Source organism: Ruegeria sp. AB7 (assembly GCF_056542625.1).
Window position 1 is genome coordinate 1 of sequence record NZ_JBQGAC010000003.1, and the last position, 23,315, is coordinate 23,315.

The 23,315-nt window shown below is 57.4% G+C and carries 23 protein-coding genes and 1 tRNA gene; 9 read left to right on the plus strand and 15 right to left on the minus strand.

Annotation, left to right across the window (positions count from 1 at the left end):
* Positions 1–183 precede the first annotated feature (183 nt).
* Genes ACR0EN_RS09870 through ACR0EN_RS09885 form a run of 4 tightly spaced genes read right to left on the minus strand, consistent with a single transcriptional unit; the run spans position 184 to position 3,958 of the window.
* Positions 184–1,218 carry a TRAP transporter substrate-binding protein gene (locus ACR0EN_RS09870; RefSeq protein ID WP_170391784.1) on the minus strand — a complete coding sequence of 345 codons (1,035 nt, stop codon included), beginning with the start codon at positions 1,216–1,218 and terminating at the stop codon, positions 184–186.
* A 51-nt stretch (positions 1,219–1,269) separates the two neighbouring features.
* On the minus strand, positions 1,270–2,589 hold the full coding sequence (locus ACR0EN_RS09875; RefSeq protein ID WP_170391787.1) for a TRAP transporter large permease: 1,320 nt from the start codon (positions 2,587–2,589) through the stop codon (positions 1,270–1,272).
* Positions 2,586–3,170: a TRAP transporter small permease subunit gene (locus ACR0EN_RS09880; RefSeq protein WP_170625351.1), complete on the minus strand. Its 585-nt coding sequence runs from the start codon at positions 3,168–3,170 to the stop codon at positions 2,586–2,588. Before ACR0EN_RS09880 ends, ACR0EN_RS09875 begins: the two co-directional genes overlap by 4 nt.
* On the minus strand, positions 3,167–3,958 hold the full coding sequence (locus ACR0EN_RS09885; RefSeq protein WP_170420971.1) for an N-formylglutamate amidohydrolase: 792 nt from the start codon (positions 3,956–3,958) through the stop codon (positions 3,167–3,169). Before ACR0EN_RS09885 ends, ACR0EN_RS09880 begins: the two co-directional genes overlap by 4 nt.
* A 128-nt stretch (positions 3,959–4,086) precedes the next feature.
* Between ACR0EN_RS09885 and ACR0EN_RS09890 the strand changes: the two genes are divergently transcribed.
* On the plus strand, positions 4,087–4,950 hold the full coding sequence (locus ACR0EN_RS09890; protein WP_255611699.1) for a MurR/RpiR family transcriptional regulator: 864 nt from the start codon (positions 4,087–4,089) through the stop codon (positions 4,948–4,950).
* 844 nt (positions 4,951–5,794) lie between these two features.
* Here ACR0EN_RS09890 and ACR0EN_RS09895 read toward each other — a convergent pair.
* Positions 5,795–6,469 (minus strand): TIGR04283 family arsenosugar biosynthesis glycosyltransferase, encoded by a 675-nt coding sequence (locus ACR0EN_RS09895; RefSeq protein WP_170609324.1) that lies wholly within the window; start codon positions 6,467–6,469, stop codon positions 5,795–5,797.
* Between the two features lie 73 nt (positions 6,470–6,542).
* Between ACR0EN_RS09895 and ygfZ the strand changes: the two genes are divergently transcribed.
* Positions 6,543–7,280, plus strand: coding sequence for a CAF17-like 4Fe-4S cluster assembly/insertion protein YgfZ (ygfZ, locus tag ACR0EN_RS09900; protein WP_480586495.1), 738 nt, complete (start codon positions 6,543–6,545; stop codon positions 7,278–7,280).
* Positions 7,281–7,386: 106 nt separating this feature from the next.
* Entirely contained in the window at positions 7,387–8,322 is a 936-nt protein-coding gene (locus tag ACR0EN_RS09905; protein ID WP_170391799.1) for an ABC transporter transmembrane domain-containing protein, read from the plus strand.
* A gap of 46 nt (positions 8,323–8,368) precedes the next feature.
* Here the strand turns inward: ACR0EN_RS09905 and efp are convergent, their stop codons facing one another.
* Entirely contained in the window at positions 8,369–8,932 is a 564-nt protein-coding gene (gene efp, locus ACR0EN_RS09910) for an elongation factor P (protein WP_170391801.1), read from the minus strand.
* Positions 8,933–9,151: 219 nt separating this feature from the next.
* Between efp and ACR0EN_RS09915 the strand changes: the two genes are divergently transcribed.
* A complete protein-coding gene (locus ACR0EN_RS09915; protein ID WP_008757056.1) occupies positions 9,152–9,472 on the plus strand; it encodes a DUF6280 family protein in 321 nt (106 codons plus the stop codon).
* A gap of 73 nt (positions 9,473–9,545) precedes the next feature.
* Here ACR0EN_RS09915 and ACR0EN_RS09920 read toward each other — a convergent pair whose 3' ends face one another.
* Positions 9,546–10,115 (minus strand): cobalamin biosynthesis protein CobQ, encoded by a 570-nt coding sequence (locus ACR0EN_RS09920; protein ID WP_480586498.1) that lies wholly within the window; start codon positions 10,113–10,115, stop codon positions 9,546–9,548.
* Positions 10,116–10,175: 60 nt separating this feature from the next.
* On the opposite strand from ACR0EN_RS09920, the gene ACR0EN_RS09925 reads away from it, so the two are divergent.
* Positions 10,176–11,633 carry a cobyric acid synthase gene (locus ACR0EN_RS09925; protein WP_170391804.1) on the plus strand — a complete coding sequence of 486 codons (1,458 nt, stop codon included), beginning with the start codon at positions 10,176–10,178 and terminating at the stop codon, positions 11,631–11,633.
* Positions 11,634–11,636: 3 nt separating this feature from the next.
* On the opposite strand, the gene ACR0EN_RS09930 is transcribed toward ACR0EN_RS09925, so the two are convergent.
* The 3 genes from ACR0EN_RS09930 to ACR0EN_RS09940 form a co-directional block, all read right to left on the minus strand.
* Complete coding sequence (locus ACR0EN_RS09930; RefSeq protein ID WP_170818681.1) at positions 11,637–12,374, minus strand: hypothetical protein; 738 nt, start codon at positions 12,372–12,374, stop codon at positions 11,637–11,639.
* 73 nt (positions 12,375–12,447) lie between these two features.
* Positions 12,448–13,866 (minus strand): TolC family outer membrane protein, encoded by a 1,419-nt coding sequence (locus ACR0EN_RS09935; RefSeq protein ID WP_170391809.1) that lies wholly within the window; start codon positions 13,864–13,866, stop codon positions 12,448–12,450.
* A gap of 95 nt (positions 13,867–13,961) precedes the next feature.
* On the minus strand, positions 13,962–14,615 hold the full coding sequence (locus ACR0EN_RS09940; RefSeq protein WP_170401191.1) for a protein-L-isoaspartate O-methyltransferase family protein: 654 nt from the start codon (positions 14,613–14,615) through the stop codon (positions 13,962–13,964).
* A 225-nt stretch (positions 14,616–14,840) separates the two neighbouring features.
* Here ACR0EN_RS09940 and ACR0EN_RS09945 point away from each other — a divergent pair.
* Positions 14,841–14,914 (plus strand) — tRNA-Cys (locus ACR0EN_RS09945).
* 257 nt (positions 14,915–15,171) lie between these two features.
* Here the strand turns inward: ACR0EN_RS09945 and ACR0EN_RS09950 are convergent.
* The 5 genes from ACR0EN_RS09950 to ACR0EN_RS09970 all read right to left on the minus strand — a co-directional run bounded on the left by ACR0EN_RS09950 (position 15,172) and on the right by ACR0EN_RS09970 (position 20,158).
* Complete coding sequence (locus ACR0EN_RS09950; RefSeq protein ID WP_170401213.1) at positions 15,172–15,945, minus strand: citryl-CoA lyase; 774 nt, start codon at positions 15,943–15,945, stop codon at positions 15,172–15,174.
* Positions 15,942–17,129 carry a CoA transferase gene (locus ACR0EN_RS09955; RefSeq protein ID WP_170818703.1) on the minus strand — a complete coding sequence of 396 codons (1,188 nt, stop codon included), beginning with the start codon at positions 17,127–17,129 and terminating at the stop codon, positions 15,942–15,944. The genes ACR0EN_RS09950 and ACR0EN_RS09955 overlap by 4 nt, the downstream gene beginning before the upstream one ends.
* Positions 17,119–18,630, minus strand: coding sequence for a tripartite tricarboxylate transporter permease (locus ACR0EN_RS09960; protein WP_170391820.1), 1,512 nt, complete (start codon positions 18,628–18,630; stop codon positions 17,119–17,121). The genes ACR0EN_RS09955 and ACR0EN_RS09960 overlap by 11 nt, the downstream gene beginning before the upstream one ends.
* Before the next feature lies 1 nt (position 18,631).
* Positions 18,632–19,114, minus strand: a complete 483-nt coding sequence (locus ACR0EN_RS09965) for a tripartite tricarboxylate transporter TctB family protein (RefSeq protein ID WP_170401217.1) — start codon at positions 19,112–19,114, stop codon at positions 18,632–18,634.
* A gap of 66 nt (positions 19,115–19,180) precedes the next feature.
* Positions 19,181–20,158, minus strand: coding sequence for a tripartite tricarboxylate transporter substrate-binding protein (locus ACR0EN_RS09970; protein ID WP_170391824.1), 978 nt, complete (start codon positions 20,156–20,158; stop codon positions 19,181–19,183).
* 108 nt (positions 20,159–20,266) lie between these two features.
* Between ACR0EN_RS09970 and ACR0EN_RS09975 the strand changes: the two genes are divergently transcribed.
* Genes ACR0EN_RS09975 through ACR0EN_RS09985 form a run of 3 tightly spaced genes read left to right on the plus strand, consistent with a single transcriptional unit; the run spans position 20,267 to position 23,269 of the window.
* The gene (locus tag ACR0EN_RS09975; RefSeq protein WP_170391826.1) at positions 20,267–20,935 is read left to right on the plus strand and encodes a response regulator transcription factor; all 669 of its coding nucleotides are present in this window, start codon (positions 20,267–20,269) and stop codon (positions 20,933–20,935) included.
* The gene (locus ACR0EN_RS09980; protein WP_170420953.1) at positions 20,925–22,292 is read left to right on the plus strand and encodes a sensor histidine kinase; all 1,368 of its coding nucleotides are present in this window, start codon (positions 20,925–20,927) and stop codon (positions 22,290–22,292) included. Before ACR0EN_RS09975 ends, ACR0EN_RS09980 begins: the two co-directional genes overlap by 11 nt.
* The gene (locus tag ACR0EN_RS09985; protein WP_170512179.1) at positions 22,271–23,269 is read left to right on the plus strand and encodes an ABC transporter substrate-binding protein; all 999 of its coding nucleotides are present in this window, start codon (positions 22,271–22,273) and stop codon (positions 23,267–23,269) included. Before ACR0EN_RS09980 ends, ACR0EN_RS09985 begins: the two co-directional genes overlap by 22 nt.
* The last annotated feature ends 46 nt before the right edge of the window (positions 23,270–23,315 follow it).

Here is a 23,315-nt window from a genome sequence, read left to right on the forward strand (position 1 = left end):
CATCAAACGGCCCTGCATGTCAACCAGACAAACCAATACCGTATCAATCTCGCCAGACGAAACCTCAGCCTTCAAATGCTCAAATGTCAGCATACAATACCTCTGTGATATGCGAGAATTTTCGACGAAAATTCTTTGTCCCTGTAACGACCGGCCCGCGAAAGAGCGGGCCGGTCAAGTATTTTATCCGTAACGATAGGGCCGCCCGGCCTTGAGCATTTCAGCGTTGTAGCGCTTGAAGATATCCACGACCTTTGCCTTGGTCTCGGATTCCGCAGCAATTTCGTCCCAGAACTTAACAGCAGCTTCTTCAACCGTCGCCCACTCTTCATCCGGGATGGTCGTCAATTGCATCTTGGTACCGTTAACCCGCAGGTTGGCCTCGCCGCCCCAATACCACCACTGGCGGTAGTAGTGCGACTGGTCACAGCAGACCTTGAACAGAGTTTGCAGATCTTCCGGCAGCTCATTCCAGCGATCCATATTGGCAAAGAAGTGGCCGGCCCAGGCCCCCGAAATATTGTTGGTTAGGAAGTAGTTAGTCACATCCGCCCAACCCACGGTGTAGTCTTCGGTGATGCCCGACCAGGCAATACCGTCCAACTCGCCGGTTTGAACTGCAACTTCGATGTCTTCCCACGGCAGTGTGACGGGTACCACGCCAAACTGGCTGAGGAACCGGCCTGCTGTCGGGAAGGTGAAGATGCGTTTGCCCTTCATATCCTCCAGCGAATTGATCGGATCCTTGGTCGCAAAGTGACACGGGTCCCACGCGCCGGCGCTGATGTGTTTAACGCCAACCTTCGAATACTCTTCGTCCCAGATTTCGTTCAAGCCCCACTGGTTGAACAGTACCGGTACGTCCAGCGAATAGCGCGAAGCGAACGGGAAGTAGCCGCCGAACACAGTGACTTCGGTGGGCGAGGCCATCGAGTCATCATCCGATTGAACCGCGTCGATGGTTCCCTTCTGCATAGCGCGGAACAGCTCTCCGGTCGGGACCAGTTGATCGGCGTAGAACAGCTCGATCTGCATACGGTCACCGGCGATCTGGTTGAACATCTTGATAGCCGGGTCGATCACATGCTCGGCCAGTGCAGGACCGGCATATGTCTGCATCCGCCATGTGATCGTGCTTTGCGCCAGTGCAGGCGTTGCCAAAGGTGCCGCCGCAACCCCTACCCCCGCAGTTTTCAGAAACTTACGTCTTGTCGTCATGTCAATTTCCTCTCCGTTTAAGTTTGGGTGCCCGTGTGTCGGGCCTTCTGGTTAATTTCCGTAAACATACCCGGGCAGCCACAAGGCGATCTCGGGGAATATCATGATTATTGCGAGCGCCAGGATCATCACCCCGACAAAGGGCACGATTGAGCGGTAAATGTCCCGCAGGCTGATTTCTGGCGGAGCCATTGCGCGCATCAGGAACAGGTTGTAGCCGAAAGGCGGCGTCATATACGCGATCTGGGTGGTGATGGTGTAAAGTACACCGTACCAGATCAGATCGAAGCCAAGCGCCCCCACGAGCGGCACATAGAGTGGCGCCACGATGACGAGCATTGCGGTATCGTCCAGGAACGTGCCCATGATGATAAAGCTGAGCTGCATCAGGATCAGGATCAGCCACGGTGACAGCCCCAACTGCTCGGTGAACAGGTTCTCGATGGCCTTGACCGCGCCCAGCCCGTCAAACACCGCGCCGAAGCCCAGCGCCGCAAGGATGATCCACATGAACATGCACGAGATGGCCAAGGTTTGCTTGGTACAGTCCTCGAAAATCTTCCACGTCATCCGACGTTTGAGGACTGACGCCACAAGCGCCGCCAACGCTCCGATGGCCGAACTTTCTACCAATGAGGTCCAACCGTTCACGAACGGCAGCATCATCGCAGCGAAAATCATCAATGGCAGTGCCCCGGCCCAGAGCAGACGGAGTTTCTCGGACCTCGGGACCTCGTGCGCGTCTTCCATCGCTGGTCCCAGATGCGGTTGAAGGCGGCAACGAATCCAGATGTAGAGGATGAACAAAGACGCCATCAGCAGCCCCGGCACAATGCCTGCCAGCCAAAGTTGACCGACGGGTTGCCGCGCGATCATGGCATAAAGCACCAGAACTACCGAGGGCGGCACAAGGATGCCCAAGCTCGACCCGGCCTGAATGACTCCCGTCACCATGGTCTTGTCGTATCCGCGCCGCAGCAGTTCAGGCAGTGCAATCGTCGCCCCGATGGCCATACCTGCCACGCTGAGCCCGTTCATTGCCGAGACCAGCACCATCAGGCCGATGGTGCCGATGGCAAGCCCACCGTTCACCGGCCCCATCCAGACGTGGAACATGCGATAGAGGTCATCGGCCAGACGACTTTCGCTCAGGACATAGCCCATGAAGATGAACATCGGCAGGGTCAGCAGCGGGTACCATTTCATCAGCTTCATCGCCGCCGAAAACGGAATGTCCTGTCCGCCTGTCCCCCAGAGCGCCAGTGCCGCAATGGCTGCGACGGCACCAATTGCACCAAAGACGCGCTGCCCGGTGAACAGCATCAGCATCATCGAAGCGAACATGAAGATTGCAATAAATTCCTGGCTCATGCCCGCGCTGCCCCGATCTCTTGCCCGTTGATCCGCGCAATGTCTTTGAAAAATTCTGATATCGCCTGCAGCAGCATCAGGAAGAAGCCGAAGACCATGATCGCCTTGACCGGCCAGATGTATGGCCGCCACGCGGTGGAGGATCGTTCTAGCCGTCCGACCTCTTCGCTGCCGGTCAGAAGGCCTGTGAAATAGGTGACAGGCTCATCACCCCAATAGCCCAGGCTGTACGCCGTGGATCCAAGCCCACCGTAGAACAGTACACCCAGATAAAGGATCAGCAGCAGCACCGTGAAGGCATCGAACCAGGCTTTCCGGCGATGGCTCCAATTATGGTAAAACAGATCCATCCGAACGTTCGAACCCAGTTGGATCGAATACGGCCCCCCCATGATGTAATAAGTCACCATCGCAAACTGCGCCATTTCTAGCGTCCAGAGCGAAGGCAGAAAGAAGGTCTTCGAGATCGAGGACCACAGCAGGATGCCCATCATCACGAACAGGCCCCACATCATGACCCGCCCGATCCGGTAGTTCACCGCATCGACTACACGCACATATGCTGACATTGCCTTGATCATTCGCCCACCCCGCTACAGAACGGAGCAATGGTACGATTGATCCACGGGGCCAGACAATCGGCCATGACCCGCTGCTGCTCGGCTGTCTGAATCAGATCATTCCGGATCTCGATCATGACGTTCAACAATCCGTTGGGCGCTGCGTGAAGATCCAAAGTGTGCGCCACCCCGTCTGCCGCCGAATAGGGTTCGTTCAATCGAGTAACCAGGGGCAGCTCGTGCGCGGCGCTGGCCAACATCGCCTTGGCAAAGCGGGCGTCCTGGCCATGCAGCAAACCAAGCTCAACATCGCGCGGTGTTCCGCGGTATATCGGCGTGAAACTATGAACCGTCACCATGAGTTTTAGCGTGCGGTGATGACGGATCAGAACATCCTCTAGCCCTTGGCAAAACGGCACATATACGCCTTCGATCCGCTGCTGACGCGCATTGGCGCTCAGTTCAAGGTTCGCCGGGATCGGTGTGTCTTCACTGCATTCCGGCATAGCATCGGGGGCTTCGGGAGGGCGGTTGCAGTCATAAACCAGCCGCGACACCCCACCATGCACCAGCACGCCGTTCAACTGCTGGGCCAGTGCCTGTGCAACCGGCAGCGCGCCCGGGTCCCACGCGATATGGCTGCGCAGTGCCTCGGCACTTAGCCCCATGTCCCCCAGTCCGTCCGGGATACGATGCGAGGCGTGTTCGCACACCACCACAACCGAAGGCTCTTCCGGCGCGTCGTCGATGTGAACGACGGGACCGAAATCAGGCTGAGCAGAGGTGAGAGTGGCGCTACGTGATTCCATTTGGAAAAAATTCCACAGAGGTTCTTAACCTGTCAATAAATTTCCTGTATAAAATTCCCCAAGTCAGATTGCATTGTCAAATTTTCCACATAAACATGGGTAGAAAGGGAAAGGAGTATTCCGTGCGAGTGACAGAAAGGCTCCTTGCGCATCGCGAAATGATGACACCGACCGAGCGGCAGTTGGTCAACGTGCTGCTGGATGATTACCCCATGGCAGGGCTTGGCAGCATTACCGAGCTGGCCAGTATCGCCTCGGTTTCCACCGCCACGGTTGCGCGGATGCTTCAGAAAACCGGCTTTGATGGCTATCCGCAGTTTCAGTCCGCGATACGTAGCGAAGTGAAAGAGATGATCTCGGGGCCCGTCGCCAAACGGGATGTCTGGCAGAATGACTTACCTGAAGAACACATTCTCAACCGCTACTCCCGCCAAGCGCTTGAGAACCAGCGGCGTTCGATTGATGAGGTCGACCCGGATGAGTTTGACAGTTTCTGCCGTATGCTTTGCGATCCCAAACGGCGTGTTTTCATCACCGGCGGACGCATAACCGGGACCCTGGCGCAATATCTCTACCTCCACCTGCAGATGATCCGTCCTGATGTGAAGCTGCTGTCAGATGCAGCGTCGTGGACTCACGATCTGCTCGAAGTGCGCGAAGGAGACGTGCTGGTGGCCTTGGATGTGCGGCGTTATGAGAACACTACTTTGTTGATCGGGCAGCTTTGCCATGAACGCGGGGCCGAGGTTGTCCTGCTGACGGATCAATGGCGATCCCCCATCCACCGGCTGGCGAAACACACCTTTGCGGTAAGGATCGCAGTGCCTTCGGCCTGGGATTCCATGACTTCGCTAATGGTGCTATTGGAATGCGCCATTGCCGAAATGCAGGAACGTCTCTGGGACAGTGTCAAGCAGCGCACGGACGAGTTAGAGCAGGCCTTTGACCGGACGAAGCTGTTTCGCAAGTTCGGCCAAAGCTCGGGGTCCTGACGTCAGGTAGCGACGTTTCATAAGGTACAACTGCGCGTGAGCCCTGTTGTCAGACGCTGCGCAGACCGTACACTCCGGCGTATGACATTCATCGCTGAAAACCAATTACCTCTGCTGATACTGGCCTTTATGATCGGCCTGTTTGGCACAGGATTTCTGTTCCGCAAACCTGCAGGGCATCGGGCGTGGAAACTGGCGGATCTGGTCTGGGTCGTATTGGGTGGGATCGGTGCGCTGGTCGCCGTGTTGGCCGGGCTTTACACCTCGGACAGTTCGCGGCTGGACCGGCAGATCGACGTTGCTTATGCCGCCACGCTTGCATTCGACCGTGATGCCGCGCGGTTTCGGCTGAGGTTCTGTGACCCCGCTTACGACCCGGATACAGCTGTTTTGTGCGAAAAGGTAGAGTTTCTGTCCGCCTCAACCGCAAGCAATGCCGATTTACCGTTGTTCATCGCGGTCACGAACGAAGTAGCCCCGCTTCAAGGCCTGCATTTTCTATTCGGCCGCACGTCGAGTGATGACATGGATGAGGCCCGCGAGATGGCCGCGAAAGCGGATGCCTTCAGCATCGATCAATTTCTCGTCTTCACATCTCTGGACGATGATACACAAACCGCAATTGACAACATGCGGCGCAAGGTGCCTGCGATTGCCGGTGATTATCTGATCCTGGCCCAAAGCTATGACGATCTGATCGAACAGGTCGGCAAGCTCAAGGATGAATGGGAATATCTGCAGGCGAATGCGCATATTTTGGTACTGCAGATCATCGCCCTATGTCTGGTAAGTTTTGCTGCACCGTTCCGTCTGGGCAAATCCATCGTTGAACTGCGCACCGCCTTCAACGCCGATACGACTGCGCCAGCAGATGCGGGTCAGCCCCCAGAAAGTACCGCGCCAGAGTCCAAAGGTTCCGCGCGCCCCGCCGAAACCAACCCTGACGGATATAGCGTTCCGCACTCGTAACCGCGTCTGCTTTCAACAGCACCGGGCGCGGCAAAGCGCGGATCAAGGCGACATCCTCCATCAGTGGCTGATCTGGGAATCCTCCGACAGAGTCATAAGCCCTGCGACGCACCAACAGCCCCTGATCGCCGTAGGGCAACCCAAACACTCTGCTACGCAGGTTGGCCCAACCAGCAACCCAGCGGGCACCAATCCCACTGACGCGAAACCGCAATCGGAAGGCTGCTGGCCTGTGCGAACGCAGATGCTCTGCCACGATGGCGCTCCAGCCTGACTGCAACTCGGTGTCGGCATGCAGGATTAGCAGCCAATCGCCAGATGCTTTGGCACACCCCCTTTGCAACTGCCCTCCCCTTGACGCCGGGCCTGTTACGATCATGGCTCCGGCTTCATCCGCCATCTCAAGTGTTGGATCCTCTGAGCCGCCATCGGTCACGATTAATTCTCGGATCAGGCCTGAATGAAGCCCTTCCATCAAAGCCTGCAGCGTTCCCGGCAGGGAATGCCCCGCGTTAAGGGTTGGAATCACAATGCTGATCGGGGCGGACACGTCTGAAACCCTCTGGTCATGGCGGCGCGATTTCCTATATCACGAAGCCAGACGAATTGACGAGGATCAACCCATGTCCAATCGCCGCATTCTGCGCCTGACCGGCAACGATACTGATAGCTTTCTGCAGGGGCTGATCACAAATGACGTGCAGCGGCTGGACGACGGGCTGGTCTACGCCGCCCTTCTGACTCCGCAGGGCAAGTACCTGGCTGACTTCTTTCTCAAACGAGACGGTGAGTCGGTGCTGCTGGATGTGGCCGAAGTGCTGGCCGACGGGCTTGCCAAACGACTGACGATGTACAAGCTGCGTGCAGATGTGACCATCGACCAGACCGACCTGAACGTACAACGCGGCACCGACCCCGCGCCCGAAGGCGCCCTACCCGACCCGCGGCATCCTGATCTGGGATGGCGCGCTTATTCTACCGCTCCGGAAGGTGATGATGGTACGGACTGGGATGCTATCCGCGTCCGTCACTGTATCCCCGAAACCAGCATCGAACTGACGCCAGACAGCTATATTCTTGAGTCCGGGTTCGAGGCGCTGAATGGCTTGGACTTCAAGAAGGGCTGCTATGTCGGACAAGAGGTCACCGCGCGCATGAAGCACAAGACCGAGTTGCGCAAAGGTCTGCGCGTTGTCGAGATCGCGGGCACCGCTCCGGTCGGGACCGAGATTCACTCCAGTGGTAAACCCGCCGGGGTGTTGTTTACACAGTCTGGCGGAAAGGCGATCGCATACCTTCGGCTGGATCGCGCGGGGGACGACATGCAGGCGGGTGGCGCGACGCTAAAACTGCCAGGTTGATTTTGTTGCTGAACCGGCACGCCCATTCTTTTGAAACTGTTTGCGTATTTGACGCTGCCGGGCCGCGCGCTATCACTGACTGCAATTGGCCTAACGGGATACGTGCATGTTTCGCCTCTATACCGCGATATGGCGTGTCAGCGCCGGACGGCAAATCATCCTTATTCTGCTGTCATTGGCGGTGGCTGCGCTGGCGGCTGCTCCGCTTGAGTTCCAGCGCGACATCGTCAATCACCTGACATCTGATAGCATCGAAGTGGATCGCCTGCTGTTGCTGGGCGCCGGGATGATGGGCGTCATCCTGTTGAGCCTTACGTTGAAATGGGTGCTCGGGTATCGCTCTGGAACGCTGGGCGAGGACATCATCCGACTGATCCGGGGACGGTTGCTTGCCCGATCAATCGATCTCAGCGAAGAGGGGCAAGACCTTCGTTCGGGCACGATGACAACGGCCGTATCCGCTGAGGCGGAAGAGCTGGGTAAGTTCGCAGGCGGTGCATTTTCTGACCCCGTGGTGCAAATCGGCACATTGATCAGCGTAATCGGCTACATCTCTTCCACCCAACCGGGGCTGGGCTTGATCGCACTTTCCATGATCGTTCCGCAGATCATTATCGTTCTGGCCTCTCAGCGAAAAGTGAACATCTTCGTGGCCGAGCGTGTTCGAATTCTGCGCAGCGCGACCGACCGCTTGACGCACGAGGATATCGAGGCGGCATCGCGAGCGATTGAGAAACAGTTCGACGAGATATTCGAGACCCGCCGCAAGATGTTCATCTGGAAACTCTCGGCCAAGTTCCTGCTGAGTGTCATCAATGGCGCAGGGACTGTTGGGATTCTGATGCTGGGCGGCTGGCTGGTGTTGCAGGGTAAAACCGATGTCGGCACCGTCGTGGCCGCGATAAGCGGTCTCGGACGCATTCAAGGCCCGACCGCTTTCTTGATCGCGTTCTACCGACAGGTCAGCGCCAATCGCATCAAGTACGAACTGATGCTGGAGCTGTTTGGAGATCATCCCGAGCGCTATCGCATTCGGACCTAAAAAAAAGGGCCGCAGAGCGACCCTTTTGCACCGAACCATCGTCCGCTTACGCGCGTTCGGAGTATTCCATCGTCTCGGTATTCACTACGATCATCTCATCCTGCCCGATAAAAGGTGGCACCATGACCTTGACGCCATTGTCCAGAACCGCTGGCTTAAACGAGTTCGCCGCAGTCTGACCCTTCACAACCGGCTCGGTCTCGACGATCTTGCAGGTCACTTTTTGGGGCAGCGTGGCGTTCAGCGCCTCGCTTTCGTAAAACTCCACTACGATGGTCATGCCGTCCTGCAGAAACGGGCGGCGCTCACCCAGCAGTTCCGAAGGCAGTTCGATCTGCTCGTAGGTCTCGGAGTCCATGAACACCAGCATGCCATCGGATTCGTACAGGAACTGCTGATCCTTCTGCTCAAGGCGCACGCGTTCGACTTTGTCGGCCGAACGGAAGCGTTCGTTCAGCTTTGAGCCATTGCGCAGGTTGCGCAGCTCGACCTGGGCAAAAGCTCCGCCTTTGCCGGGCTTTACGTGATCCACTTTGACCGCCGCCCACAGTCCGTCATTATGCTCAAGCACATTGCCGGGGCGAATTTCGTTCCCATTTATCTTGGGCATGACTTAAATCCTTCACAAACGGTTGATGCGTCAGTTCTCGTCCCTATATCTGGCGTGACCACACCTGACAAGACAACGAAACCTAGTGCTGCACCTGCAGCGAGCCATGCAAATGACGCAACGCAACTATGCATTTTAGGTGTATCCGAATCGCATGTAATAGGTCATAAGGACCGTCACGCCGAAAATTGCAAGAGCAAGAAAAACAGGAAAGACGAGATGAGAGATTTCGTTGACGGCACTGCCTTTAACAACGAACAAGGCAATCGTGCACGCAAACTTTTCGCAGCCGTTGTACTGGCTGCTCTGGATGATGCCATCGCCGACGACAAGAAGTATGGCAACGGACCGGAACAAATTGCCCGTTGGGCACGTTCGCGCGATGGGCGCGAAGTACTATCGTGCGCCGGCATCGACCCCAATGAGCGGGTTGTAGGCGGGCTGATGGAATTTGTTGGTCGCGGCGTACGGACGTCTGTCGCCCTGTCCCGCGAAGAAAGCGAACGCCGGAATGCGGCTCAGCAGGCCGAAGCTGCCTGATTGTTCCCCGCATCCGATCGAAAAAACGCGCCCTGACATCGGGGCGCGTTTTTCTTTGGGCTGATTGGTCAGATCAAAAATACATGATCCATTGCCACGCCACCCAAAGCTCGGCCGCCAGTAACAGCGCAAAGAACAGTTTTGCCGAAACCGACAGGCCGCGCTGCCAAAGCACCACATAGGCGGCAATGCAAATCGTCACTGAGATCGGCGCCATCCAAGCCGCATGATGTGTGCTGTCCCAATAGCTGATCGGACTGTGAAAGACCCATGAACTGATCGGCCAGAACTGTGGTCGGCCATCGCCTGCGTGCAATAAGAAATCCATCACCAAATGAAGTATCCCTGCGGATGCGCCAATAGTCAGCAGGTGCCAGCCGCGCCACAGCCAGAGTGCAAGTGCCACTCCCCACAAAATGAACGAGTTATCGATGGCGAATACGGTTTGCCACGCGGGTGAAAAGTAAAGCTGATCAAACACCACCTGTGCCGGGATGTTCAGGATGTGCAGCGAAACGCCGGCCATCAGGTATAGCGACAAATCCGGCAACAAGGACCCAAACAGAGCTGCCCATAGCGTCGCGCCCCGGGCCGGGCGCGCAAAAACAGCAGCACCGATCAAAAGATGCGCAGGCGTATTCATATGGGGCTTTTCCTTTGGCCTTAAATCAGGTCATCTGCGCCCGAGCATAGGAGACAGGCCATGGCGCGGTCCATCATGATTCAAGGCACCGGCAGCAATGTCGGCAAATCGGTTTTGGTGGCCGGGTTGGCCCGCGCCTATACGCGACGCGGGTTGCGCGTGGCTCCGTTCAAGCCGCAGAACATGTCGAACAACGCCGCTGTTACGGAAAACGGCGGCGAAATCGGGCGCGCGCAAGCCCTGCAGGCGCGGGCGGCCAAACGACCGACGCATACGGATATGAACCCAATCCTGCTCAAACCCGAAACTGATACCGGCGCGCAGATCATTCTTCAGGGCCAGCGCGCAGGTACAATGAAGGCGGGCGATTATCGCAAGGACAAGTCTAAGCTGCTGGGGGCGGCTCTGGAAAGCTTTGAAAGGCTTTGCAGCGACGCTGATCTGGTGTTGATCGAAGGCGCGGGTAGTCCGGCAGAAACTAACCTGCGCAAGGGTGACATCGCCAATATGGGATTTGCTTGTGCCGCACAGGTTCCGGTGGTTCTGGTGGGCGACATTCATCGGGGTGGCGTGATCGCTCAGATCGTGGGGACGCAAGCCGTCTTGGAGGCCGGGGACCTTGCGATGATCCGGGGCTTTGCGATTAACCGCTTCAAGGGCGATGTCTCCCTGTTCGATGAAGGGCGCGACGATATCGCATCCCGGACCGGCTGGCCCTGTATGGGCGTGGTGCCCTGGTTCCATGACGCATGGAAGCTGCCGGCAGAAGATATGATGGACATCCGCTCTCATGCCGGAGGGGCATGCAAGATCGCTGTGCCTCAGCTTGAGCGGATGGCCAATTTCGACGATCTCGACCCGCTTTCCGCCGAACCGGGCGTTACGGTCGAGATCATCCCAGCAGGCCGCCCCCTGCCCGGAGATGCCGATCTGGTGCTGTTGCCGGGCAGCAAGTCTACAATCGGCGATCTGGCCTATTTCCGGGCGCAGGGTTGGGATATCGACCTTTATGCCCATGTCCGCCGCGGGGGTCATGTTCTGGGCCTGTGCGGGGGTTATCAGATGCTGGGCAAAACCATCTCGGACCCCGATGGCGTCGATGGACGCCCCGGTCAGGTCGAAGGGTTGGGATTGCTGGATGTCAGCACCACAATGGCCGGAGAAAAGCAGGTTATCCTGCGCTCAGCAACCGCCCTGCCCGGTCATGAACCCGTCAGCGGATATGAGATCCACATGGGCCGTACTGATGGCCCGGATTGCGCTCGGGCCTGGCTGCAGATCGAAGGTCGCCCGGAAGGTGCCGCCAGCGCCAATGGGCGCATACGCGGCAGCTATCTGCATGGGATTTTCACCTCGGACACGTTTCGCGCCAGCTATCTGGCAGAGCTGGGCGTGACATCGGAAACAGCTTACGAAGACGGCGTCGAACAAGTGCTGGACGACCTTGCTGACCATCTGGAACAGCATATGGATCTGGATCTGCTTCTCGCGATGGCGCAGACGCCACGCACCATTTAGACCTCAGTCAACATCCGCTGCGGCGATCGCCCGCGTGATCTCACGCCGAACCATCTTGCGCAGGTTTTTCGTGATCCGTTCGCCCAGCGCGCCCTGCAGCTCTTCCCGGACGATCTGGGCGACGAGTTCGCGCAATTCCTCTTCTCCGATTGTCGCATCGGTCGGCTTCTGTGCCATATCTTCCACCACCTCCGGGTCGCGAATAAATGTGGCTTCGGATTTTGGTTCAGCCGCCTGAGACTGCGCAAAAGCTCTGTCTGCCGGCCATTCAACAGCCTGCGTCTTGGTGCCAGAGTAGTCGTCATCGCTCTCGCCATCGGGCTCCCACTGATCCTCGGTGCGCGCGATAGCAGCTTCCAAAGCTTCAATCTTGGCGCTGAGGCTTCCCGCTAGGTCGCGCTTTGGTGCGTCTGCCTTGGCGTCGACATCACCAGCGCGCACAATATCGCTGGGTTGCAGCCGCATCGGTTCGGCAGGGTTGCTTGGCGCATTTGCGGCCTGCTTTGGGGTACTGTCACCCGCGCTATGCTGGGGCATCAGTTTCAAGGGCCCGGCCTTCTTGGCGATCAGCGGTTCATTGCTGACGCGCAGCGCATCCGTTAAAACCAACCGGCCCGGCTTGGCAGCCGGGGCCGTCGGAACAAATATGAATTCTGATTCGTCATGCGCGTCCTCGTCGACCATTCGCTTAACCGACGAAAGAACGTCCTGAATATTGGCGCTTACAACACGATCTGACATTATTTTCTACCGCTCTAACCTAGGCCCGATTGTAGCCAATCTGAGCCAGCGCCACAACAGGTAGCGATGCCCTTTAGTCGCGGCGCAATGCCTTGAGCACTCGATCCAGATCGCGGCTTTGCTTACTGACCTGCGACGGCGCCTTTTTCACGAGGTTGTAATACAGGGTCGGATCATAGATTTGCACTGCAAGACCCAAACGCTCTGCCGTCAACAGCCCCTGGGCCTGCAGCAGTTCATATGCCGCCCGCGACCGCTCGGTCCGGGATGCTACCTCGGCCAATTGCGCGTCCAGCAAATCCTGCTGGGCATTCAGGACGTCCAAGGTCGTCCGTGCACCCAACGTTGCTTCTTCACGAATACCGTCAAACGCCACCTGCGAAGCACGAACCCGTTCCGTTGACGCCCGCAGGCTTGCAGTTGCCGCCTGAAACGCAGCATAGCGATCGGCAACACCTTGTGTGATGTCTTTCTGAACGTTCAGAAGGTTGGCACGCGACGCATCACGAGTTGCCATCGCACGACGCACCGCTGCCGCCAGACCGCCACCAGAATAGATCGGCTGATTGAAGTTCAGTGAGATCGTCGCATCGTTGATGTAATCGTCATTGTCGTAGCTCTCGGTAATGCCCGCATCCGCATTCAGGCTAACATTCGGACCCAGATTTGCACGCTGCTGCTGCACGATCAGGTCCAGCGCACGCACCTGATGCTGTGCGGAAAGAATCGCAGGGTGGTTACGCTGAGCCAAATTCACCGCATCCGCCTCTGAACGCGGCAGGTTGGGCAGCCTTGGCTGGCCAGCCGTCCGCCCAGGTGTCTTGCCAACGGCGTTTACGTATTCAGCCTGCGCAATGCTCAGGTTACCACGTGCGACCGCCAAATCGGCCTGAGAGCTGGCCAATTGTGCCTCGGACAGGGCAACGTCGGTACGTGTAACCTCACCTACTTCAAAGCGATCCTGTGATGCGCGCAGTTCTTCCGCCGACACTTCCACGTTGTTCTGGCGGATCGCAACCGTTTCTTCCTGCAGCAGAACACCCAGATAGGCGTTCGCGGCTCTGATCAGGATTTGTTGTTCAATATCAATAAGAGACTGACGGGTGGATAGCACAGTTTCCTGCGCCGATTGCTTGCCAAGGATGGAAGCGCCACCGTCATAGATCAACTGGCTCAGCGTGAGACCGGAAAAAAAGCTCGAAGGCTCGCGCGTCGTGATCAAGCTGCTCGTATTGGTGCGCGTGTAATCCCGGCTCACCCGCACGGTCCAGTTGATGATCGGACGCAGCGCCGAGAGCGCAATGGCGACATCTTCATCCGCTGCGCGTAACAAGGCACGGTTCTGCTCAAGCAGGCCGCTGGTGTTATACGCGCCGATGAATGCATCGGTCAGATTATCTGCCCAAACCGACCTTCCGGGCATCACACTTAATGCAACACCAGCAGCCAAAGTCAGGCCTTTGACCAGCTTTCCTGTCGTCGTCCCGCGCATAACTAAGTCCTCTCAAATCGAAATTACGCAACCACCAGCGCAGTTTGCGCCGGTGTTTTCAAGTAATCAAGGCATCAAAATACTTCTATTACCAACTATAGCGAAAATGCACACTCAGCGCAAAATGCGGGCAAAATCGGTGCGCTAGCATTGAATGCAAATCGCCACGAGACACGGCCTGAGGACTTGAGACCCATACGAACCGTGCCAAGATCACCCTCCATGAACAGGCAAATGATCCGGCCCCCATCCTTGAGTTGATCCAGCAAAGTGTCTGAAAGCTGCTCGACCCCACCCTGAATCATGATCACATCGTAGGGTCCATGCTCAACCGCGCCTTGTTCAAGCGGTCCTTCATGAACAATGGCGTTGTCTACATCAGCTTCCATCAGAAGCGTCTGAGCTTCAGCCGCCAATGCCGGGTCGGATTCCACGGCCACAACCAACTCTGCCATTCGCGCGGCAATTGCGGTTGAGTAACCCAGCCCCGGCGCGATATCCAGCACCACTTCATCATTGGAAATGTTGACTGCGTCCAACATCTTAGCCAGCGTCCTGGGTTCAAGCAGACAACGTCCATCACCCAACTCGACCAGATCACCAACATAGGCTGCCTCACGTTGCGCATCCGGCACGAAATTTTCGCGCGCAACGCTCAGCATCGCATCAATGATAGGGAACTTGGTCACATCCGAGGGCCTGACCTGAGTATCAACCATCGTAAGGCGCCGGGCTGCGAAATCTGTCATGTGATCGCTCATTCCTTATCAGACTGTTATCTGGCTTTTGCCACATCCGCCTGCCTGCAGCAACGGGCCAGATTGCATTTCCGGGCGCGGCAAAAACGTACCATTGGGGTATTGTCAAATTTCCAAACAAGACAGAAATAATCGCCCTCAAGGCTATGGACGTTCATCCTGAAAGCTGATAGAACGCCCCTCACACCACGGCAAGTTATTGATATTGCTTAAAAAGGCGAGTTGGCGGAGTGGTGACGCAGCGGATTGCAAATCCGTGTACACCGGTTCGATTCCGGTACTCGCCTCCAATTCACTCCAGATCCTTGACTTAGGGCGATTACGTTTTCCGCCTTGTGCGCATTTTCCTGGAAAACGACAACACGCTACGCCAGTCCCACCTGCGCCAGCTGTTTCGTCATTTCTCCCAAATTATCCAGCTCCTGTACTACGCAGTTCTAGACGGTGTTGGCTGAAAAGCGAAGGCGCTGGCGACAAACTATGTCGCTGTGTTTCAGAATCTGGATAAAAGGCATCCGAAGCCATGAGGAACGACAGGCGGCATAACTCAACTTCCATTGCGTAGATATGTCCAGCGATAGTGGGGCGGCGTAGGACCTTTGTTACGTCCGCCTTGCTGGGTCTGCTCCCAGGCATGGGCCAGAATACCGACCGACCGCGAAAGGCAAAACAAACCCCGTGCCAATGGAGGGGCAAAGCCTAGCTCTGCATAGATCACTGCCGTGACACCATCGATATTCATCGGCACCGGCTTGCCTTTCCGGCGCATCAGGTCGGTTTCCACGGCTTGCCCGACTTTCATGAACCGACCCTCGCAGGCGTCCTGTTCGACTGCATCAGCAACCAGGGCCATCAGCCGGGGTGCGCGCGGGTCCGTCGGTGTATGGAACCGATGCCCGAAACCCGGCAGTATCTTCCCGCGCTCGGCGATCCAGTCGTCCAATGCCTGTTCTGGGCCTTCGGCATGGGCGTCTACAAAGTGATAAAGCTCCATCGCCTGCTCGCCGGCACCACCATGGATGTCACCCAGCATATTAACAGCACTCGCCATCGCGTTGTTAAGAGACAGCCCGCAGGTCACCGCCATTCGCGCAGCCGCGATCGAAGGGGCTTGCGGGCCGTGATCCACGGCGGCGACCAAAGCGGCCTCGAACAATCGAGCCTGCGCAGGTGTCGGTCTGTCACCCCGCACCATAAACCAGATCATTTCAGCGAAACCCAGATTGCCGATCAGGTCTTGAATCGGCTGGCCACGCAGTTCAATGCGCCCGGGCTCCATATCGATGATGGCGGTGCGCCACCAATCGGCAACATCGCTCATATCACCCTCTCATGTCGCAACGTTTCGATCTCTGCGTCCGACAGTCCAAGCTCGGCCCAAATCGAGAGGTTGTCGGCCCCAAGATCCGGTGGCGCGGATCGTGGCATGCGGCGTGCGCCATCAATGACCACTGGGCTGCCCGCAAGGCGTAACCTCTCTCCGTGCGCCGACAGAGTTCCAATCAGCCCGCGACCTGAGAGTTGATCGTCGGACAAAGCCTGCGGCACCGTCATAACCGGCCCGGCCGGTACACCCAACGCATTCAACTCTTGGACCCAATCACTGGATGGACGGGTAGAAAGCGTGCGTTCCAGTTCTTGGCGCAATTCATTCCGGTTGGTCTTGCGATCCTCGCGGGTTAGGTAGTCCGGATGCGTCAAAAGGTCGGCGCGGCCCAGATGTTGGGCGAGCGCATGCCATTGTTCGTCGCGATTGGCGGCGATATTTATAGGGTTGTCGGATGTGGCGAAAGTTCCGGACGGGGCCGACGTTGTGTTTTCGTTCCCATGCGGCGCAGGTATCACACCACCGACCAGATAGTTGGACACCACCCACCCCATGGTCGAAACCACCGCCTCGTTCATTGCGACATCAAGGAATGCCCCGCGTGGGTTGGCATTCAAGGCCGCGCTTACGGCAAAGGCCGCCGTCATCCCGCCGACGGTATCTGCCAGAGGATAGCCGACCCGGTAAGGCGCGGTATCCGACGCACCTGTGATTGACATGACACCGCTGATCCCCTGCACGATCTGGTCATAGGCCGGGTCGTCCCGGCGTGGTCCATCCTGACCAAACCCGCTGATGGCACAATAAATCAGACTGGGGTTCGCGGCGCGCAGAACCTGATACCCCAGCCCAAGCCGGTCCATCACGCCGGGCCGGAAGTTCTCGACCAGCACATCGGCAATCTTGACCAGACGCTTGAGCAGAGCCTTTCCCCGATCAGCCTTCATATCCAGAGTCACGGATTTCTTGTCTGCATTCTGCGCCAGAAAGCTGATGCCCATGCCAGCCTTGTTCCGATCAGGATCCGCCCCCAGCACACGGGCCAGATCTCCGCTGCCGGGGCGTTCGACCTTGATCACTTCGGCCCCCATCAGGGCCAGTTGGTAGCAACAATACGGCCCGGCCAGGACATTAGTCAGGTCAAGAACCCGGATGCCTGAAAGTGGCTCAGTCGCCATCGGCCACGCCTGCCGCTCGCGCCTTGGCGCGACGTGCGCGGTAACTGGGCAACAGCACCAGAAGGAGGGCAATCACCAACAGGCCCAGCGTCATCGGACGTTCCCAGATAAAGGCGATGCCGTCATACAGCTGCATGGAACGGGCGAAGTTATCCTCCATCATGCCGCCAAGGATGAAACCGATCAGCAGCGGTGCCAGAGGGTAATCGGCAAATTTCAGTGCTGTGGCGCAGACGCCGAAGCCGACCAATATCAGCAGTTCCGTGGCATTGTTCTGCCCGATATAGGCCCCCATGAGGGTGAAGAACAAAATGAACGGGATCAGATAGTTGCGCGGTACTGCAAGCACCTTGGCGATATAGGGGATCAACGGCAGGTTCAGGATCAGCAGCACCAGATTGCCAATGAACATCGACATGATGACAGCCCAGAATACCTGTGGCTCGTCGATCATCAGGCGCGGACCCGGTGTCACATTCAGCGCGATCAGGGCGCCCAACAAAATGGCCGTAGTTCCGGAACCTGGAATGCCGAGCGTCAGCAACGGAACAAAGGAACCGGTACAGGCAGCATTGTTAGCTGTCTCGGGTGCTGCCAGACCTTTGATCGAGCCTTTGCCGAACTCCTCCTGCTCTTCTTTCGGGGCAATATTGCGTTCAACCGCATAGCCAAGGAAACTGGCAATCGTTGCCCCTGCCCCCGGAAGCACACCGATAAAGAAACCCTGCACAGATTGGCGACCAACCACCGGAGCGATGGCCTTTGCCTCGGATCCTGTGATGCGCAGGTCCTTGATTTCGCCTTCGTCGCCTTGCAGGTCCTTGGGTTTGAGAACCAAAAACAGCGCTTCGGGCAGGGCAAACATCGCCATTGCAAGCGTGATGAAACCAAAGCCGGACTGCAGATCCATGATCCCCATCGTGAAACGCGGCAAGTTGAACAGCGCGCCCTCGCCGACAGTGGCCATGATCAGCCCGAGAATGGTCATGACAATTGCCTTGGCCACCTGCCCGGTTCCCGCAAAGGCGGCGATGGCGGATAGACCCACTACCATCAAGGCAAAGTACTCAGCCGAGTGGAACAGCAGTGCGACCGAGGATAATGCAGGCGCAAAGACCATCAGCAGTAGCGCGCCTATCGTACCCCCGGCGAAACTGGCGATAGCGGCAACTGTGAGCGCCTTCCCGGCTTTGCCCTGGCGAGCCATCGGATAGCCGTCGAAGCTTGAGGCCACGGTTCCCGCGACCCCCGGCGCGTTCAGAAGAATGGAAGATGTCGAGCCACCAAAGATTGCGCCGTAATAGACACCGGCAAGCAGGATCAATGCGGCGGACGGATCGCCCATCGAAATGGCGACCGGAATCATGATGGCGATAATCGACATCGGCCCAAGACCGGGCAGCATGCCGATGAATGTACCAATCAGACAGCCCGCTATGACCATCAACAGGTTTTGGATGGAGAATGCCGTTTGTAGGCCGATCAACAATCCTTCAAGCATGTCAGCCTCCGAAAACGCCCGGCAAGGGTCGCATGTAGATGCCAAGAACCTCTTGCACGAGGTACCAGACTGAACCTGTAGCGATTACGGCAACCGGCAGCATGACGTGCCATTTGCGTTCGCCCAGAATGAAAGAACCGAGGATCAGGAACCCGGATGTCGAGATCAGAAATCCAACCGGACGCAGGCACAGCGCATAGGCAACCATCAAAGCCAGCAACAGCAGCGCCTGGCCCAGGTGATATTCGCCCAGCCTCCGATAATCGATATCAGCCTCTTTGGGCTCAGCCTTTTCAAATCCCAGCAGAATAATCGTTGTGGCAATTATCCCCAAAATCGACAGCACCTTGGGAAAGGTGCTCGGCCAAATGGGGTTGCGCTGCATGAAGGGGGGCAGACTGCCATCCATCGTGAACCAGGCGGTGTAGCCATATGTCAGGCATATGCCCAGCAAAACGAGCGCGATCCAGCGATCCAGCGCCATGTTTCCCCCTCCTTTGGTTTATTGTTGGTTGAGGCAGAGCGGTTGCCCGCTCTGCCCGAGGTATCCTTACAGGAAACCCAACTTTTTCATCAGATCGCCGATCTGCTTTTCCTGCTGTTCCAGGAACGATTGGAAATCAGCACCCGAGTTGTGGATGTTCACCCAACCGTTACGGGCGCGGACCTCTTCCCATTCAGGTGTGTCATACATCTTGGCGATGGCTTCTTGATAAGCGACCAGCTTGTCCTCGGGCAGACCAGGAGCAGCAAAGAACCCACGCCAGTTCACGAAAGTTGTGTCGATGCCCTGCTCTTTCATGGTCTGCGCATCAGGGGCTGCATCCACGCGCTCTTCCGCGGTGACGCCAATGATCTTCACCTCACCCGCATTCGCCAGATCGACAGCCTCCGAGAAACCGGTCGACAGCGCGGCAATCTCACCGGACAGAAGCGCGGCCATCGCTTTGCCACCTGCATCATAGGGGATGTACTTCACGCCCAAAGCGTCCTTGCCTGCCGCTTCCATAACCATCGCCGCGACCAGATGGTCCATCCCACCCGGCACAGAACCACCGCCGATGGCCGTTGTACTTGGATCGGCGTCATACGCGGCTAGCAGGTCCGCCATTGAATTGATGGGGCTGTCTTTGCCCACAACAATCGCCGCGTAATCACCGATCGTGCCCGAGACCAGTGTCAGGTCGCGGAAATTGTGCGGGAACACTCCGGTCAGAGAGCGGATCACGATCGGGGTCGAGTTGACCATGAGCGTGCCGTGGTTGCTGTCGGCGTTTTCGATCAGATATCCGATGGCTTTACCACCGCCGCCGCCCGACATGTTTTCGTAGGATGCAGTTCCGACGAGACCCGCATTCGTCAGCGCCTCACCTGTGCCACGGGCAGTGCCGTCCCAGCCGCCCCCTGCGCCACCGGGGATCAGAAAGTGGATGCTATCTACGACCTCTTCAGCGAAAGTCGGTCCAGCCAGACCAATAGCGGTCACAGCCGCGATCAGGGCGCGACGGCCCAGTTTGATTGTCGTCATGAATTCCTCCCGTTTGACAACCGGCCGCAGTGCGGCTCAGATTATTCGAAACCTAAACACATCAACCTGACATCAACCTGTCATGGGTGAAATTACTATTGGATCCCGATGAAATTCCTCTTGGTCGAAGACAATCTGGACCTCGCCAATGCCATAAGTTCGCGCATGCGACTGGACGGGCATGTGGTTGATCACGCAGAGAAAATAGAAGATGCTGTGGCCTTTGTTGAAATCGATGAGTATGACCTGATCCTGCTGGACATCATGCTTCCCGACGGGGACGGGCGCGATTTCCTCAAACGGCATCGCGCCAGCCATCTGGACACACCTGTCATCGTTCTGACCGCCCGCAGTCAAGTGTCGGATCGAATCGGCTCACTCGATCTTGGGGCGGACGATTATGTCACCAAGCCCTTCGACCATGCCGAACTTGAGGCGCGCTGCCGCGCAGTGCTGAGACGCAAATCCGGCAAGACCAAAACGACGATTGAAATTGGCGGCGTCGTCTTTGATCCGGTTGCGGGTCATTTGACGGTGGGCGACGACATCGTCTCGCTTCGCAACCGCGAACTGCGCTTGTTGGAACTGCTGATCAACGCCCCCGGTCAGGTGTTTTCTAAGCAGAAGCTGGCGGACCGGTTGTTCTCCTACGACGACAATGTTTCGGACAATGCCATCGAGGTCTATGTCGGCCGACTGCGCAAGCATCTGGAAAAATCGGAGCTCAGGATCACAACGTTGCGCGGTTTGGGCTACAGGCTGGATCATGGCAACTAATCCAAACGTTTCCGGATCACTGCGAAACCGTCTTGCGCTAACGCTAATCGGCGGTGCCGCGATTCTGGCCCTTGTGCTGTTCTTTGCTGTCCGCGACTATGCAGTTCAGGTTGCCCAGCAAGGTCAGGACAACATTCTGGGCGCCTCAGTCACCTCGATCCTCGACGCCGCGGCGCTGCGCGGAGGCGAGCTTGAAGTCGATATCCCCTATGCCGCCTTTTCAATGCTGAGCACGCCGTCGGACGACCGAGTGTTTTATGCGATCTTTCAGGATGGCGAGTTCCTGTCCGGCTACGAAGACCTGACCCCAACTCAAGGACCCGCTGATGGAAAATGGACCTTTCGCTTCGGTGAGGTGCGTGGTGAAAACGTTCGTCAGGTCAGTGCCAGCCGCACACTGGTCGGGCTGGGAAATCAGACAGAAATCGAAGTGGCCTTGGGACAGACCCAAGATGCGCTGTCGGAGACGCTGGATCAAATCTCACGCAATGCCGGCCTTTTGGGATTGGGGTTCTTTGTACTTGCGGCTGTATTGTCCTTCTGGGTGAGTTCGGCCACCATTGGTCAGCTCGACAGATTAACGACATCCGTCACCCGTCGGGGACCGCAAGATCTCAGCCCATTCAAAAAACCAGTACCGCGTGAAATGGCGCCTTTGGTGTCATCGCTGAATTCGCTGATGGGACGCCTGGACCAGTCTCTCAGCCAATCCGAGGACTTTATCGCCGAGGCCGCCCATAGGGTCCGCACCCCGCTGGCAACGGTCAGGTCTTATGCCGAGGCGACGCTGCAACGGGTCGAGAGAGAAGACAACCGCGAGGCGTTACGATCAATGATGCGCGCCATCGACGAAAGCTCTCGGGCTGCGGGGCAGCTACTGGATCACGCCATGATCACATTCCGCGCCGACCATCTGGAGCGCGAGGATATCGATCTGGTGACTCTGATCCGAGAGCTTGTCCAGCGCTTGACGCCCATCGCTGAAATGAAAGACCTTTCGCTTGCTTTGAGCGGCGATCCGCAGGTCATGTATTCGGGCGACCCCATCCTCATCCAAAATGCGGTGCGGAACATGGTAGACAATGCGCTTAAATATGCGCCAGCGGACAGTACCGTAGTCATCGATGTCGCAGGGTCACCCACAGCCCGGATCACGGTCAGTGACCAGGGGCCAGGCTTTCCGCCAGATGAAATCGAAACGCTCACAAGACGTTTCGAACGTGGTCAGAACGCGGCGGGAACCATCGGATCGGGCCTCGGGCTAACCATTGCCCAGGACGTCGCGGTCGCCCATGGCGGCACGCTGGTACTGTCAAACAAAGCGGAGGGCGGCGCATGCGTTATCTTGTCACTCTGATCCTGTGCCTGTTCGCCAGCGGCGCAGGGGCTCAGGATTGGGAAGACCGACAAATATTCAACGAAAGTGCCGACGGCCCCCGACTGCGGGTCATTTCCAGCACCGATACCGCCCTGTTTGCGCCGCTGATCGAGGATTTCGTCGCCCAGAATCCGGCGATATCGGTCGAATATCTGGTGACAGGCACGGCAGATATCGATCGACGCGTCCGAGCCACGCCAGAAGCGTTCGACGTGGTCGTTTCCAGCGCGATGGACCTGCAACTGAAGCTCGCGAATGACGGATATGCGCTGGCGCTTAACGATCTTCCGCACCCCCCTTGGGCGCAATGGCATCAAAGTCTGTTCGCCTTCACTTCGGAACCCGCAACCATCGTTGTTAATCGCACCGCGTTCGAAGGACAACCAATGCCGCAAACGCGGCAGGAACTGATCGAAGCGCTGCGCGCCCGCCCGGATGATTTTCGGGGCAAAGTCGGCACTTATGACGTGCGCCAGTCGGGATTGGGCTATTTGTTCGCCACGCAGGACGCCCGCGCCTCGGAAACCTATTGGCGCTTGATGGAGGTTTTGGGCGGCCTGGATGTGCGGCTGTATTGTTGTTCGGGCGACATGATTAACGACCTGGCGGATGGTACAATCGCGGTGGCCTACAACGTGCTTGGCAGTTATGCGGCGGTACGAACAGAAGGAAAGGATGCCCTTCAGATCATTCTGCCTTCGGATTTTCAGACGACGATGATGCGAACCGCCATGGTAACTGGCAAAAGCCGCTTGCCGGAGGAAGCGGAAACCTTTGTCCGGCACTTGACCACGCTGAATCCGGAATCAATGGCAGCACTGCCACTTCTGGACACGCAGGATTCCACGACCGAAAGCGCAGCGATAGCGCTGGACCCTGCGCTGTTGACGTTCCTCGATACGCTGAAGCGCAGAAAGTTCCTGTCTGCCTGGGAAAGTGCCGCTATTCAAAGATGATCGGACTTAGACATCAACCCTATCCGTCATCGCTGAACTTGTTGCT